Below are 17008 nucleotides of genomic sequence, written 5' to 3'. Positions count from 1 at the left end.
TCTTTTGGCGCGGATAAGGCTCGTACGATTCGTTAGCGCCCTACCAATGTATGAGGGCGCTACATCGTGGCAGCAACGGGGGCTTCGGGCATATTGGGCGCATCGCACGGCATGCATGCGGTCCCCTCGCACAGCCTAACGAATCCTGAGAGCCTTATTTGGCGCAAAAAGCCACTTTTCAGATTCTAACGAATCCTACGCACGCTATTTCTGGTTTGGCGCGATATTTCATCGCCAAAAGCTACAATAGCGTTATTAGGATTCGTTAGATGCGAAAAATGGCTCTTTTGGCGTGGATAAGGCTCGTACGATTCGTTAGCGCCCTACCAAGGTATGAGGGCGTTACATCGTCGCAGCAACGGGGGCTTCGGGCATATCGGGAGCATCGCACGGTGTGCATGCGGTCCCCTCGCACAGCCTAACGAATCCTGAGAGCCTTATTTGGCGCAAAAAGCCACTTTTCAGATTCTAACGAATCCTACGCACGCTATTTTTGGTTTTGGCGCGATATTTCATCGCCAAAAGCTACAATAGCGTTATTAGGATTCGTTAGATGCGGAAAGTGGCTCTTTTGGCGCGGATAAGGCTCGTACGATTCGTTAGATTCGTTAGCGCCATGATGGAGCGGAATAGCGCCGTCCCCACTCGACGCATCCTGCGCCGCAGCGAGCACTCAGCCCCGCAAGCGACACAACAACAAGAGCCTCTAACTCCACGATCATCGCGGAATTGGAGGCTCTTGGTCATTTGGCTGCCTAGCCGGTTCGGCTATCTACCTACCTATTTCCTTCCGGCTTCAGCCAGAACTCGAACTGCAGTGGCTGATCCGCTGGAATCCGGTACTCCTCATGTACCGGCGCACCCCAGCTATCATCGCCGCCGACGCCCATTTGCCGCCCGGCAACGGTGATGACGGTGTAATGCACTGGCGGCAGCTCATAATGATGCAGCGCATGCTCCAGCTCAAACGCCGTATACGGCGAGATGGCGCATTCTACCGGATGCTGCGGATCTGCTAGAATCGCGATTCCCGTGCCATCCTCATCCAGCACCCGAACACGGCGCACGCCCATCCGATTACCTGACTCCTGCGGAACGAGATACGCAGCGACATTATCCTCCGCGCGATTCTCGAAGCAGCACAGCCTTGCCCCGTGACAGCGGTCCGCATAGTTCTCTTCCGGCCCCATCGCGTACCACTGCAATCGATTGTATGCGGCTGGCACCTTGAAGCTCAGCGCAAAGGTCGGCAGGTCGGGCAATCCTTCCATGCCTGGATACGCCGCTTGCACGCGGATCCTGCCGTCGCCATATACCATATACGTTACGGTCGTCCGCGCATTCGCGTTCACGCTCAGTGCATAGATGAACGTGACCGTTACCCCGTCCGCCCCCTCTGCGCACTGCACGTCGACGCATTTCGGCGCCAGGCTCGCCGCATACCAAGCCGCCGCGTGGAAGCTCATCTCCGTCCCTCGGTCATTATCCGTCGATGCCCGCCAGAATAACGGCTTAGGCGGCACGGCGATCATTTCGCGCCCCGCATAGTTCACCGAGACGAGACTGCCGAGCTGCTTGGAGAATATGGTCGAAAAGTCTCTGCCGTGGACACCGATGTTGACATCTCCATGCACGACGTTCAGTTCTGATATAACACCACCCTCAGCCAACGTCGACGCCGACCTTGCCGTAGCAGTCTCTTCCACTTGGAACACATATTGCCCGAACGCTACCTCATGCCCAGCATCAGCCCATAACGTGCTCACTTTCAACCTGAGAGAAGCATCGATCCAATATTCACCCGAACCGAGCGTGCTCATATCGAACCACATCGACAGCGTTGCCTCCGTTTGGGGTGCAACCGACGGGTGAAGCACGTGACGATCGATCGCGATGCCTTCCCGGTATAGCACGCATACGAGTTCATACCCTTCCGTACCGATGAACAAATTTTCATTAATAACCTTCACACTGTCCCGACCCGGCACCAGCTTCACATTTTGATACAACGATTTGACTTCCTGCATTTTCGGCGACAACGTCCGATCCGCATAGACGATCCCGTTGCCGCAGAAGTTGTAATCCGTTGGCCGGTCGCCATAGTCGCCGCCATAGGAGAGATATTCGTTGCCGAAGCGATCAACTTGAATTAAGGATTGATCGATGAAATCCCAGATGAATCCGCCTTGATACATCGGGTATTTCTGCTCTAACTCCGTGTACTTGTGCATACCCCCGAGCGAATTGCCCATGGCGTGCATGTACTCGCATGTAATGTACGGCTTCGTCGGATTGTCGTTCAGATAAGCCTCCACATCGGCGACCTTCGCGTACATTCGGCTCTCCATATCACTCGTGTCATTGAACCGGCGATCATGGAATACCCCTTCATAATGCACCAATCGTCCCGGATCCACAGACCGGAAATACTGAGATACCTGATAGATCACTTCACCACCATACGATTCATTGCCGCAAGACCAGATCAGGATCGATGGATGATTCTTGTCCCGTTCGAACATGGACACAGCTCGATCCATGACGATGTCTTTCCATTCCGGCCGGTCGCCCGGAACGACCCATGACGGCTCGACGGCGCCCATTTTCTGCCACGAACCGTGACTCTCCAGATTCATCTCATCAATAACGTAGATGCCGTATTGATCACACAATTCGTACCAGAGACTTTGATTCGGATAATGGGAGGTACGAACTGCATTTAGATTATTCTGCTTGAGCGTACGGATATCGAACAGCATATCTTCCTTCGTAATCGCACGGCCGCGATGGCTGTTGAACTCATGGCGGTTCACACCTTTGAAGACGATTCGCTTCCCATTCAGATGCATGACCTTATCGATCATCTCGAATTTACGGAAGCCGACTTGCTGTGGCACGACTTCCACGAGCTCGCCATGCTCGTCACATATAGAGACCAACATCAGATAAAGCTGCGGATCCTCGGCGCTCCATCGTCTCACCTGTGGCACATCGATTTGAACAGAAACTTCCTTCGCTGCATCCATGCGCACCGCCTCGACAGGCCGACGATCCGTATCCAATAATTCGACCACGATATGCCCTTTTATGTGACCTTCCAACTTGAACTGCGCCTTCAGCTGTCCCGAAGTATACTCCGCATCCAATTCCGTCTGCACCGCTACATCACGAACATGTACCTTTGGCACCGTGTACAAATAGACATCCCGGAATATACCGGAGAACCGCCAGAAATCTTGATCCTCGAGCCAACTGCCCGTACTACGTTGATAGACTTCCACAGCCAGTTTATTGACGCCATCTTGAACGAAAGCAGACAGATCGAATTCCGCAGGCGTGAAGCTGTCTTCGCTATACCCGACAAATTGTCCGTTCAACCACACATAGAATGCTGACTCGACACCTTGAAAGGAAATATATAGCGGCTGTCCGGCAAAATGAGGCGGAACTTCAAACTCCTTCACATAGCTCCCGACCGGATTTCGCTTCTGCGGCAGCTGCGGCGGCCGAAGCGACTCTATCCCATCCCATGGATACTGTGTATTCACATACTGCGGATGATCATACCCTTGCAGCTGGATATGTCCTGGTACCTCGATGAAGGACCAACCGCTGCTATTGTGCTCCATCTGATAGAAATCGACTGGACGGCTGTCCGGATGCACCGAATAAGCGAACCGCCATCTTCCGTTCAGACTATGCCGAAGTAACATGTCCGAATCTTTAAGAGCTTCCTCCTCCGTCCGGTAATAGCGATGGTCCGAATGGGCGGGCAGCCGATTCACCGCAAAGGTATGCACATCGCTCAGCCAATCTAAGGTAGGTGTCTTGATCTTCATTTTTATCGCTCCTCCTGTTCTATGCTTCACTCACTTTACTATTTCACCGAACCCGTCATACCAGCGACGAAATGCTTCTGCATCAAGAAGAAGACCAGCGCCGTCGGCAGCGTTGCAATAACGATCGCCAGCATGATAAGACCATAGTCCGGCGCATAACCCGAACCCAAATTCGAGATGAGGAGTGGAATCGTCCGCTGCTGAGGCGACTGCAGTACGATCAGCGGCCAGAGATAGTTGTTCCAGCTGGACATGAACGTGATAATGCCGGCAGCCGCATAGGTCGTTTTCATCGTCGGCATGAAAATTTTAAAGAAAATGCCAAGGTCGCTAAGACCGTCGATACGTCCCGCTTCCACCATATCCTTCGGAAACATCTTCGAACTCTGCCGGAAGAAGAAGATCAGGAACGCCGTCGTAATCGTCGGCAGCATCACCGCAGCCATCGTATCGATCCCGATCATCGGCGCAGCATTCGAAATGCGGGCAAACATCCGGTACAGAGGCACCATCAAGGCCGCAAAAGGAATCATCATCGACAACAGCAGGATGTTGAACACAACATCCTTCATCTTGCTCCGAAAAATCTCGAACCCGTAGCCCGCAAGCGATGCGAACAAAATGGCAAGAATCGTCGTCAGAATCGAAATTTTCGCCGAATTCCATAGGGCCGTTCCCAGATCCGTCGTATCCAGCAATTTCTTAAAATTCTCAACGAGATACGTGCCTGGAAGCAGTCTTCCTTTGGTCACATCGACGGATTTATTCGTTGCGCTGATAACAATCCATAAGAATGGAAAGATGGACACCAGCGCTGTAATACTGAGAAATAGATAAGTAAATATGCGCTTAACCTTCATTATTTTTCACCTGCCACTTTGAATTGAAGGATCGATAACACCACGATGAGCAGTACGATCGAATACGATACGGTTGCCGCATACCCGAAATCAGCCGTATATTTGAACGATAGGTTATAGATATACTGCGAGATCGAGAGGGTCGCATTCCCCGGGCCGCCCTTCGTAATATTCAGCACCTCGTCGAATAATTGCAACGTACCGATCGTGGAGGTGATCGAAGTGAACAGGATAATCGGCTTTAACATCGGAATCGTAATTTTGAAAAATTGCGTCACCGACGATGCGCCGTCAATGCGAGCTGCTTCGTAGATCGAGTTGTCGATATTCTGAAGCGCTGATAAATAAAAGATCATATTATAGCCGGTCCACCGCCATGTAATCGCGATAATAATCGTGATTTTCGCCCAGAACGGATCGGTAATCCATTCAATCGGGGCAGAGATGATAGACAGCTTCATTAACATCGTGTTCACGAGTCCATTGATGCCGAACAAGTATTTGAACACGACGGAGTAGGCTACAAGGGATGTTACACACGGCAGGAAGATCGCCGTCCGGAAGAAACCTTTGAATTTTAGCGTGTTGTCATTCAGCAGCACCGAGATGAACAATGCCAGCACAATCATGATCGGAACTTGAATAATCAGATAAATCGACGTATTTGTTAGTGCAGTCAAGAATGTCTTATCCGTTAACAATCGTTCGTAATTCGACCAGCCTGTAAAAGAAAGATTCGCTCCTGTCCCCGTCTTGAAGGATAAAATAAGTGCTTCAAGCATCGGATAGAAGTAAAAAGCTATAATCATTAGAACTGCAACGAGTATAAAGCTCCATCCCGTAAACGCGTTTTTGGCGCGAATGCTAACTCCTTGTTTGTCCGCTCTCATTGTTGCCAGAGCTCCTTTCCGCCCACATAAATAAACCCTAGGACGCTTTTCATAACGACTTGCCTCAACGCGCCCTAGGGTTATGGTTCATTTCGATCTAACGGTGACCTGGAGCTGGATTATTTAATCTGCGCTTCGGCCTGGGATTGCGCGTCGCTAAGCACTTGGTCAATATTTTTGCCGCCTAAATAATTCTGAACTTCAACAACGAGAATATCTTCAATCGCGTAGGTTGAAATGCCATAGTTCACTTTTGGAATTTCGGACGTCCATTTTGCAAAATCCGTCACGATCTGCTGACCGCCGAAGAACTCATCCGCTTTCGCGTAAGCTTCGCCTTGACTTGCCGCTTTCAATGTTCCAAGAGCGCCTACTTTAGTTAATAATGTCTGATACATATCTACATCTGAGCCGAACGTTTGAGCCATGAAATCTGCTGCTGTCTCAGAGCCTGGAATGTTCATAACGTACCAGGAGCTTCCGCCAAGATTCGTTGCATGGACAGAGCCGTTGGTATCCGGCAGCTTCGGCATTGGGAGGATCGCCCATTTGCCTGATTGAGCTGCTTCCGCTTTGACCGAAGGCGTAATCCAGTTGCCGGTCGGAACCGTTGCAACGTCCCCATTGTTGATCGCCGCAATGAATTGACTCCAGTCCGCATTGACTTTGACAATGTTCGCATCCATCATTTCTTTGTACAGCTCAAACGCCTTCTTAAGCGCTGCATTGTCTTTCAGGTCCGGTGTCTTGCCATCATCCTTCAAGTACCAAGAACCCGCTGATTGAATCATCATGCGCAGAATGCCGAGGTCATTCGGATCTAGCGTAATCATGTCTTTGCCTGTTTTTTCTTTAACTTTCTTCCCGATTTCAATATACTGCTTCCAATCGAGATCCTTCAGATCGTCCAGCTTATATCCCGCTTGTTCGATATAATCCTTACGGACATACAGCCCTGCTACACCGGAGTCGAAAGGCACACCATATTGCTTCCCGTTCAAGCTCGTCGGTCCGATTTTATAATCTGCGAAGTCTTCTGGTTTGATCTTACCCGTCAAGTCTGTGAAGGAATCTGGATAAGATTGCAGGAAACCTTGCGCTCGATAATCTTCAATTAGAACGATGTTCGGCAGACCCTTCGTCGTGCCCGAATTTAATCCTGTATTGAGCTTCTGGATAATGTCCGCTTGCGCGTATTCGACAATGTTGATTTTGACATCAGGATGCTTCGCATTATAAGCTTCCTTCGCGACATTCAGTGCAGCGATGTTGAAGTTCGGATCCCACGCCCAAATCGTAATCTCCTTATCACCAGCCTCCTGCGTGCTGGTTGTGCCGCCTGATGCAGCAGGCTCTTTTTCTTTCTCTGCTTCTTTGGTTCCTGAAGAACAAGCCGTTAGCAGCAGCATGCAGGTCAGGAATAATACCAATGCCTTCTTCATGGTTTCAGCCCCTCTTTCATTAGTTGTCCATGACCTTCCGACAGTCGCTCATCTCATCTGTAAACGCTTACCGGAAGTTCTGAAATCATCGTAGCACCGGGCACTTCACGATTGTTAGCAATTTCTTTGTGCAGATTTGTCGTTTTATCACTTGTATGAATGCGGTTACAAAAATACTCTTGTCATTTGTTTGGATAATGGTATTTTTATTCGATTTCGATCACTGGCAGTGTGATGCTCACCCGTGTCCCTTCGCCTAACTCACTCGTCATCGTCACGCCATAATCATCACCGTATAGAAGCCGAATGCGATCATTCACATTGGCAACACCTACGCCGGAGAACAACTGCCTAGATCCTTTACGTCTCTTCGATTTCGCTTCTGCAAGCTGCTGCATATCCATCCCATCCCCGTTATCCATCACCTCACATATTAATTGTTGTGATGTCTTGGAGATGAGTACATGAATCACACCTTCCCCCTTCACATTAAAGGCGTGGAAAAAGGCATTTTCGATAAAAGGCTGAATGATTAGCTTCGGCACATGGCAATTCATACAGTCCGGGGCTACGAAATATGTCGCACGGATCCGTTCCCCATAACGTACATGATTAATGAGCACATAATGCTTCAAGTTCACAAGTTCCTGCTCAACTGTGATGGTCTCGCTGACGTTGCTAATGGTGTTCTGCAAGAGAGAGATTAACGCATGAATCGTCTCCACGGCCTTCTCTTTGCTCCCCTGCTGTACCAGAAACTTAACCGAAGCTAGCGTATTGTATAAGAAATGAGGGTTAATCTGCTGCTGCAGGGCCGCAAGCTCCGCCTTTCTCTGCCCTTTCTGCGTCTCGACAAGCTTATCGATGTAATCGTTAATTTCATCCAACATATCATTATAGGCGTGCCCGAGCTGTCTGATCTCATAGCCGCCAGATACCTCGATATAGTTGCGAAAATGACTGCGATTGACTTTGGACATTTGTCTCGCCAACCGGGTTAACGAACGTGTTATTTTGCGAGATATCAGGAAGACGATGATTAAGGCCGCGAGAACGATCAGCAAGCAGAGGAAGACAATCGTCTTGGTATTGACCATCTGTCCGAGTACATATTTCTGATCGATCATATTAACGAGGTACAGATCATATGCAGGCAAATACTCGGAGAGGATGAGCTGGTCCCTGCCCATTACATGCGCCTTCTTGAGCTCAAGCGGTCGCTTCTGGATCTCCTGCGCATACGACAACATGTCGTGCTGAGACTGCCCAATCAGTTCCTTGCGATTGCTGGATATCACCAGACCTTCTTTATCGATGAGCATCACATCATTCCCTATACTGGTGAAGCTGCTGTAAAAAGGCTTGAAATCATCTTCATCGATCGTAATGTACAACATCCCGTAATCTTGCCCCGTTGTTCTCTCCATCAGCACCTTTGTTGCAACGATAATAGGCTTGCCGCTTACAGTACCTTGCTTATCCAAATACAATTGATATTTGAGCTTTCTAGGCTCGGCAAGTGCGTTCTGCGTCAGGATACTGTCCTTCAACTCCTGCGCCGTAGGCTTCGCGAAGTTATAATTGCCCGAATAACTCCGTCCGTTCACGCCAACAATCGCAACGCCTACGGAATAAGCGTCGACGGTGGACTGAATCCTTTTCATCTGCTGCGTCATGATGTAATAAGACGATAATGTCTTGGTCGATTGGTTCGACTCCTTCTCGGTTAGGAACGTCTTAAGTGTCCCGCTCTGCTGGGCGTTATTGGCCGCCGTAACGATCGAATAGTGGAACGACTCGAAGTTGTTGCGGATCTGGTCGATCACCTTGGAATTCGTGATACTGAAGGTCTTCAGGAATAACTGCTCGGACATTTGTACGTTGACCCATACGACTGACACCGCGATCGCAATAATACAGATGACCATAACGACGAACATTTTAATAAACAGACCATGAAATTTAAGCCGTTCCAATAACGCATGCATCGATAGCCAACTCCTAGGATTGAATGTATTGTCTACGGTACTGGCTTGGGGACAGTCCCGTGTTCCGCTTGAACACTTTGCAGAAGTAGCTGTGGTCGCCATACCCTACCATGCTGCCGATATCCGAAATAGACGTATCGCTATATCGCAATAAATCAGCCGCCTTATCGATCCGCACCCGGTTCAGATGCTCTTTGAACCCTTCATGATGATGGGCGGCGAAGAAGGTCGATAAATACGACGGATTAAAATGAAAATGTTTTGCCATTTCTGTGAGGCTGATCGGCTCGGCATAATGTTCTTCGATATAATCGAGCAATAGCCGCATGCTAGGGTTTGTCGACTGAGACGCCTTATCGGCATAGACATACAGCTCCAGCTGCATCTGGAACTTCTCCAGCAGTTCCACGACTTCAAGGACATGGTTCGCTTCATCGATGGCTTTGAAATATGCATATTTGGCGTCATCCAGCGATTTCACGTCATAATTCAACCTTCCAAGAAGATGAATCGCGTTAAAAACCAGATTGCCGATAAAAGACTTGAATTCGAACACATCCACAGTATAGGCCAGCTCAAGCGATCGGATATACGAACGCAAGTCCTGAAAAGCTTCCTCCAGCTGGAGTCTGCGAAGCTGCTCCATAAACGGATTCAGCGGAAAAGCCTTCACGGATGCAGATGGATCTGGAAGTCCACTTGGCATCAGCTGGGCATCCATAGGAAGAAAGAACCGACACGCAAGCAGTCGAAGCAGCTGATTCTCGTAGATGTCTCTTAGCTGGCTTATCGATTCAAAATCGCTGCTGAGCACCCACTTCACCTCTCCTGTCTCCAGCATGGAGCTCGGGTGAAGGAGCATGAGCTTGGCCGGGAGCGCCCTCCGGTCTTCTTCATTCACATTCAGCAACTGCATCGACATCTCCGGATACCCTGGAATCGAATGCCCTGATAACGTTATCGTCCTCATCGCCGGAAAGAGAGCTTGCAAGGATTCGAGGATCGGGTAGATAGAAGCCGATTCCCCGTCTCGACTCGCATCCTGCTGCGTGCCTAGCAAATAGAAGGCCTGATGCGGAAGCTGTGCTGCGATCAACTGCGGCTCAACTTCTACGTCATAGCCTGATAGCATCTTCGCAAGCACCGCATGGATCGGCATCATGTTATTTTCAACCCGCTTCGTTCCTATGCGAGATGGAATTCGTGTCACGGTCTTGCGCAGCGCATCGAGCAGCATCCCCGTCTCCAGATGCGGCTTCAGAATATAATCCGAGACGCCGCTCTGGAAGGAAGCACGCACATAGTCGAATTCGCTGAAACTGCTCAGCACGATGACCTCGATCTCCGGCCAGCTCGTCTTAATGATCCGGGTCAGCTCCTCGCCATCCATCACGGGCATCACGATGTCTGTCAGCACAATCTGAGGCTGCAGCTCTTCGATTAATGCCAACGCTTCTTTCCCGTTCGAAGCTTCACCTACAATTTGGAAGCCATTCTGCTCCCAATGCAGCAAATGCTTGATCCCTTGTCGAACGAGTATTTCATCATCAACGACCACCACTTTGTACAATTCGTTCACATTGATCCCCTCTATCTGCTATATTCGAATCGCGAAAACCTAAAAAGATGATTTCCGTCCGATACAGAAATCATCTTCATGTCCTAGTCCTCCCTGCGGAACATTCTTGTCTTACGCCTTCATCGACATCGCAAACACGAAATCAGCATGTCTCATGAAACCGCTTAAATATCCCTTATTATAATCAGCAAGGAACGGCTTGTACATCATGAATGCAAAAATCAATAGCAAAATAGCCACCGGCGAAGGTGGCTATTTCGATCCATCATTTAGCGTCTAAGAGGTCTAACTGCAATGCCTTCCATACCAATTGCGCGAACTGACTGTTCGACCATGCGAACCAATCGCGAGTGAAGATCGATGGATCATCTTTATGGAATCCTTCATGCATGAAGCCTGTATCCGCATCGGTTGATTCCATAATTTCAATCATACGCAAGATTTCATCCGGGTTCACAGCGGTTAATCCTTGCATCGAATAGGCCAGATGCCAGACATAATCCGGCGGCGTATGCGGACTACCGATGCCGCTCAGCTTCTCGCCCTTGTAATAATAAGGATTGTCTTCGCTTAAGATAAACGCGCGTGTATTCAGATAAGCCGGATCATCCGGCGCACAATAGCCGATATACGGCGCGGACATCAAATTCGGCGTGCCCGCATCATCCATCAGGATGTGATTGCCATATCCGTCTGTCTCAAACACATACATCCGTCCATACTTCTGATGGTTGATCATGCCGTACAGCTCGATCGCATGCTGGATTTCTTCCTCCATCTGCGCCATCCGCGTGACAAGATGCTCGTCGCGATAGACATAGCGGGCAATTTCCTGCATATGGCGTAGCGTGACGACCGCGAACATATTCGATGGAATGTTGAAATGGAAATCGCATGCATCATCGCTTGGCCGGAAGCCGGACCAGATAAGTCCAACGTTGTTCACCGGCATGCCCAATCCCTGCTTGCGCAGCGTATCGATCATGATGCCGTTATGGCGTTGGAACCGATAAGCAGACAGCTCGGCATGCTGCTGCTCGATGCGCCATACATCTAGCATCGAAATCAAGGCGTCCTTAAACGCCTCGTCGAAGATCCCCGTACGGCCCGTTTCCTTCCAGTAATGGTAAGCAAGGCGGAACGAGAAGCACATGGAGTCAAGCTCGAACTTGCGCTCCCATACCCATGGTGAAGTTGTCGTCTCATCCGTCGCATTCCAATGCCAGTCATTGGCCGTCTCGTTGAATGCATTCGCATACGGATCAATCTGAATATAGAACATATGACGCTTGATGACGCCTTCCAGAATACGCTGCAGCTCTTTATCCGCTTTGGCAAAAGGAACGTAATGAATCACCTGCTCCACGGAATCGCGCAGCCACATGGCAGGGATATCGCCTGTGAGAACGAACGTCGTCCCGTCATCCAGCAATCTCGTCGTCGTCTCGAGCGTGTTCGGAAAGCAGTTTCGGAACAGCATGCTAAGCTTTGGACGATGCGCTAGACGCTGCTCCGCCTCAAGTAACGCTTCCTGAACGGCCTGCGGCAATGGAAATTTCGGTACATCTATGGTTGGTAATCGATGATCCTTCAAGTTGTCTCTTCCCTTCTCCTACCTGATCATTTCGAAACAACGTTCAAGCTTGTCTGGAGCAAATCTTCTGCATGCCGTCCGATCATGATATGGAATTCACCCGGTTCGACTGTCCATTCCAAGTTCGGACCGACGAACTGCAGTTCTTGATCGCCAATCGTAAATTGCGCCGTCTTCGTCTCGCCCGGTTGCAAATCGATTTTGCAGAATCCTTTTAACTCCTTGGCAGGTCTTGTGACCGAACTGGCTACGTCGCTCACATACAGCTGAACAACTTCTTGTCCGGCCATGCTGCCTGTATTCGTCACGTCAACGGATACAATCGTTGATTCATGGCATGCGATCTTCGATTGCTCCAGACGCAAATTGTCATATTGGAAGCTGGTGTAGCTTAGTCCATATCCGAACGGATATTGCGGGTTAAGGTCCGTCTCGACATAGCGTTTACCCTTGGTCCGCTTCATGTTATAGGCAATCGGCAGCTGTCCTACATGCTTCGGAATGGACAACGTCAGTCTGCCGGAAGGGTTGTAATCGCCGAATAGAATATCCGCGATCGCATGTCCGCCTTCTTGTCCTGGATACCAAGCCTCCAGAATTGCATCTGCGTGTTCATCCACCCAAGGCTCGATAATCGGCCGTCCGTTCATGTAGACGACAACGAGCGGTTTGCCTAAGGTACGGAGCTCCTTCAGCAGCTCCAGCTGCACACCAGACAAGCCCAGCTCTGCTCGGTCGAATCCTTCCCCGCAATCCATGTCGCTAAGAACAGATTGATCGGTAATAACCGCAGCACCCGTCTTCAGATCAATGGTGCCTTCACCGAAATCCCGTGCGCTCGAGCCGCCAACAACGGCGATAATCATATCCGCTGCCGCTGCGTACTGCATCGCTGTCTGGAACCCTTCTGTGGACGGGTCCTTGATGCGGCATCCTGGCGCATAGCTTACTTCACTGAATCCGGCGCATTTCTGCTGCACACCGTCTAAGACGGTCACAATCTGCTGCCGCTGCTGCGGCGAGGTATAGTCGCCCAATTGATTATAGATGTTGTTCGCATTCGGTCCGACAACCGCGATTCGGCCGAGCGACCGGGATAACGGCAGCGTGTGATTGCTGTTCTTAAGCAGAACGACGCCTTCACGCGCCGCTGTGCGGGCGAGCTCGACATGCTCCGCCTTACCAATTGTGTTCTCAGCATGACCCGGATCGACGTAAGGACGTTCGAACAGTCCGAGCTCGAACTTCATCCGCAGCACGCGACATACCGCCTTGTCAATATCCGATACGCTCAGCTTGCCGTGCTCCACCGCGAGCTGTAAATACTTGCCGAAGTTGTCCCCGGACATTTCCATATCGACGCCGGCGCGAATCGCAAGGCAAGCTGCATCTTCTTCGCTCTCCGCGACCTGATGACCGTGGTGCAGCATATTAATCGCTCCGCAATCGGTGATGACGAAGCCTTCGAATCCCCATTGCTCACGCAAGACATGGGTTAATAATTCTTGATTAGAGGTACAAGGCACCCCATCAATTTCATTGTAAGCCGTCATGATCGACCGGGCGCCTGCTGCGACAGCCCGCTCGAATGGCAGCAGATCCTTCTCTTTCAGCTCACGAGGTCCAAGATGGGCTGGGGCCGCATTGCGCCCCCCTTCCGAGGCGCCGTAGCCGACGAAATGCTTCAGCGTTGCGATTATGGATTCATCGGAATTCAAAGTATCGCCCTGCAATCCGCGAACCGCGGCAACCCCCATCTCACTGATGAGGTACGGATCCTCGCCAAATGTCTCTTCGGTGCGTCCCCATCTTGGATCTCGAACGACGTCGAGCACGGGGGAGTACGTTGCTGCTCCGCCTTGCGCACGCGTCTCAACCGCAACTGCGCGGCACATCTGCTCGAATAATTCAACGTTCCAGGTGCTGCCCATCCCGATCGGAACCGGGAAGACGGTCGATCCAATCGCCATATGCCCGTGCGAACATTCTTCACCGAATAGAATCGGAATGCCGAGGCGCGTCTGTTCGATCGCGTATTTCTGAATCAGGTTCGTGACCTCCGCGCCTTCGCGCGGCGTCAGACCTGTCTCTAAGGTCACACCCGTCCATGGATCAGCCCGCAATACACCGTATAACGAGCCGACACCACCTTTCGCCATGGCTTCCTTAAAAGCATCTGTCAGTTGAATCTTGTCTTCTGCCCGCTCATAGGCCTGCCATCCAAAAGGCTGCACGAGCTGACCGATCTTCTCCTCAAGGGTCATTCGTTCGAGCAAATCCACTGTCCGCTCGTCTATGGAACAAGAAGCATCTAAAAATTTCATCGTTAACCTCTCCTTACATTCATCCCGCCACTACCATACCCGCCATCCTAAAATCCCTGCGTTCATGCTGCGGCATGCATTCATTGCTGCTTCCGGCGTATGGAGCTGTTCTCCCCATGTCACGAGATAGCGGAATTCATAGAACCCACCAAGCGTCGCCGTAAAGTTCGTCTCCCAATAGTTGTTCATCGCCCACGAATATAAATGTCCCGGGTCCTGTGCTAACTTCGCATCCCCGTTAAGAAATCTGAATTGATGGTCCAGCGAGCCGAGCTGAATTAGCGGCGTATCCGGCATCGCAATCGCAACGCCGCCTTGAGCCGCGACATAAGCTGCACCTTCACCTAAACAATAATAATCCGCTAGACTGCCTGGCAATTGATCTTTGCGAGGGCGTGTCAGCACGTCCATCTTATCAATCCACAATTCTTCCGCATCGCTCGTGATCGGACTTCCAAATGGAAGCGATATATATAGATTCTCCGGATCCCATACACTATCCTTGTGCATACGGACGGCCACGTCCACGCGTGGATGATTCGCATACGCCGTAACGAATAACGAATAATGCGAACAGCCTGCAACCTCGAACGTGAGCTGCACCGTGCCATACACATCGCCTTGCATCACGATGTCGACGTTCGTCAAGATGCCTACCGAAATCTCCGCATCCGGTCCTTTCCGATTGCGCCCCATCTTCCGGCGCACTTCGTACATATCGCTCACCTTCGGTGCACGCGTGATATCATACACCGGCGTAAAAGCGTTATGGTTGCGATCGCTGCGCAGCATGTCTTTCGACGTCCGTTTATCGATCCAAGACGTAATCCCCGCCCCTTTCGTCCACGCGATGTGAACGAATGGCGTTTCGATATAGGTCGATGTCACCTTAAACGGCTGTCCATCACTTGAGATGTCGACATCCATCATGCGGTCCGAACCGACAACGTCGTTTTGGAATGCGGTTCTAGGGTTACTCGGTGCAACCGCTTGAATATGAATCGTCTTCTCTTCGCCAGGCTGGAGCGTCACCGGTATGCTAATAATAACGCCGCGCGGCGCCACACGAAGCTGCGATGTGTACACCTCGCCGCTCTCTACATCGCGGACTTCGAAGCCGTCCTTGATCAGATCATAGTGCCAGCCCTCCATAATGAGATGCGCGAAATCCTCTTGTACGTATCCGAATGGATTGTGCAGCTTGAACTTCATCGGACGATGCGGCGCGAGCAGCGCGTCACCCTTCGCCTCCAGAATGTCATACAATGCGCGGTGCGCCGCCGTGCTGGCATTCGCCGCAAAGGCTTCCTTACGCAGTCCAAGCTCTTGGACGAACGGGTTCCAAGGTTCTGTTACCGAAGAATGATAACCCCATGTATGCTCAGCGAACAGCGTTAATTGGTACTCCATGTCTTCCATGACTTCTTTTGATACAATCTCGCGGTTCGGATCAAGCCGTTTCACCTTCTGATAGACACGCTGCGCCTCACGATAGACTTGGACATGCTTCGGTGTCGAACCTACGCCGTCTGTCCACCAGTCCGGCCAATCGCCGCGATGCACCGGGATGTCGTCCGGATGCTGCTCCGCATGCGCGCGGACTTCGGCGAAGAAATCCTCCAAGGTCGCTGGCACGATCTGAACCCGGTCACCGTGCTGGGCATTCCAACGTCCAACGAAGTCCATCACTTCCGCATTCGGTGAACCGTTATCCGTCGGCAGGCCGGAGAACATGACCGGCGCAAATCGGAATGCGTACCCATCCTGCTCTAGACGGTCGATATAACGCTGAATCCGAATTTCGGCCATCTCGAAGGTGACGCCTTTGCTTGTATCCAGCTCATCTTTAATCGTGTACGATCCGCCAAGCCCTGGCATGAGTCCCAAATCATTGCCGAACACGTAATGCTCGCCATTCCATGTTAGCAGGCGTTCGCCATTCGGCATTTCCCACCAGAACGGCTGCTGTTTCTTCCAGAGCGGGAACATCGAATGATGCGTATGAATGCATGTAATCAAGTTCTGGATGCCTGCATCCAGCAGCACTTCGCCATAACCCCAACTGAAACCGGTAATATCGGCGGTCATCACAGATGTCACAGGTACCTGAATCGACTCGCCATACGCTTTAATACGCCCAAGCATCGATTCGAATAGTTCCTTCCCAATCAATTCACTCATATTGAGGTACGTGCCGGATAGTCCAATATCGCCGCGGCGTACGCCAGCTGCAAATTCCTTCTTCTCCTCGTCGGTCGCCTTCTTGAGGAAAGACTCGATTGGCCAGAAGGTCTCGCAGACCCACTTGAAGCCCTTCCATTCCGGGCGTCTCCCCGACTCGATCTCCCGCAGGATGTGAAGCGTCTGACGAATGAAATCGACATGGTATTGCTGGATTTTTTCCTGTCTTTCGGTATAACCGACATCCGTATGTGAATGATGAATCGCGTAGATTTTCCATGGTTGGTTCGCTGTCATAACATTCTATCTCC

At 50.8% G+C, this 17008-nt stretch carries 10 protein-coding genes; all 10 read right to left on the bottom strand.

The genetic code is table 11. The annotated features are described in order from the left end of the window. Positions 1–549: 549 nt before the first annotated feature. Complete coding sequence (locus GCU39_RS31330; protein ID WP_193726737.1) at positions 550–747, bottom strand: hypothetical protein; 198 nt, start codon at positions 745–747, stop codon at positions 550–552. A 29-nt stretch (positions 748–776) separates the two neighbouring features. After that, on the bottom strand, positions 777–3839 hold the full coding sequence (locus tag GCU39_RS02455; protein ID WP_152392053.1) for a beta-galactosidase, LacZ type: 3063 nt from the start codon (positions 3837–3839) through the stop codon (positions 777–779). Between the two features lie 38 nt (positions 3840–3877). After that, positions 3878–4699: a carbohydrate ABC transporter permease gene (locus GCU39_RS02450; RefSeq protein ID WP_152392052.1), complete on the bottom strand. Its 822-nt coding sequence runs from the start codon at positions 4697–4699 to the stop codon at positions 3878–3880. Next, a complete protein-coding gene (locus GCU39_RS02445) occupies positions 4699–5589 on the bottom strand; it encodes a carbohydrate ABC transporter permease (protein ID WP_152392051.1) in 891 nt (296 codons plus the stop codon). Before GCU39_RS02445 ends, GCU39_RS02450 begins: the two co-directional genes overlap by 1 nt. Positions 5590–5708: 119 nt before the next feature. Next, entirely contained in the window at positions 5709–7031 is a 1323-nt protein-coding gene (locus GCU39_RS02440) for an ABC transporter substrate-binding protein (RefSeq protein WP_152392050.1), read from the bottom strand. 206 nt (positions 7032–7237) lie between these two features. Further along, positions 7238–9019: a cache domain-containing sensor histidine kinase gene (locus GCU39_RS02435; protein WP_152392049.1), complete on the bottom strand. Its 1782-nt coding sequence runs from the start codon at positions 9017–9019 to the stop codon at positions 7238–7240. Between the two features lie 13 nt (positions 9020–9032). Continuing rightward, positions 9033–10598, bottom strand: a complete 1566-nt coding sequence (locus tag GCU39_RS02430) for a response regulator transcription factor (RefSeq protein WP_152392048.1) — start codon at positions 10596–10598, stop codon at positions 9033–9035. A gap of 265 nt (positions 10599–10863) precedes the next feature. After that, the gene (locus tag GCU39_RS02425; protein ID WP_152392047.1) at positions 10864–12192 is read right to left on the bottom strand and encodes a glycoside hydrolase family 125 protein; all 1329 of its coding nucleotides are present in this window, start codon (positions 12190–12192) and stop codon (positions 10864–10866) included. Positions 12193–12218: 26 nt separating this feature from the next. Continuing rightward, entirely contained in the window at positions 12219–14516 is a 2298-nt protein-coding gene (locus tag GCU39_RS02420) for a glycoside hydrolase family 3 N-terminal domain-containing protein (protein WP_152392046.1), read from the bottom strand. A 30-nt stretch (positions 14517–14546) separates the two neighbouring features. Next, on the bottom strand, positions 14547–16994 hold the full coding sequence (locus GCU39_RS02415) for a glycoside hydrolase family 38 N-terminal domain-containing protein (protein WP_152392045.1): 2448 nt from the start codon (positions 16992–16994) through the stop codon (positions 14547–14549). Between the last annotated feature and the right edge of the window lie 14 nt (positions 16995–17008).

Source organism: Paenibacillus guangzhouensis, from assembly GCF_009363075.1.
Taxonomy (GTDB): domain Bacteria; phylum Bacillota; class Bacilli; order Paenibacillales; family Paenibacillaceae; genus Paenibacillus_K; species Paenibacillus_K guangzhouensis.
This window is presented reverse-complemented; position numbering and strand designations above follow the sequence as displayed.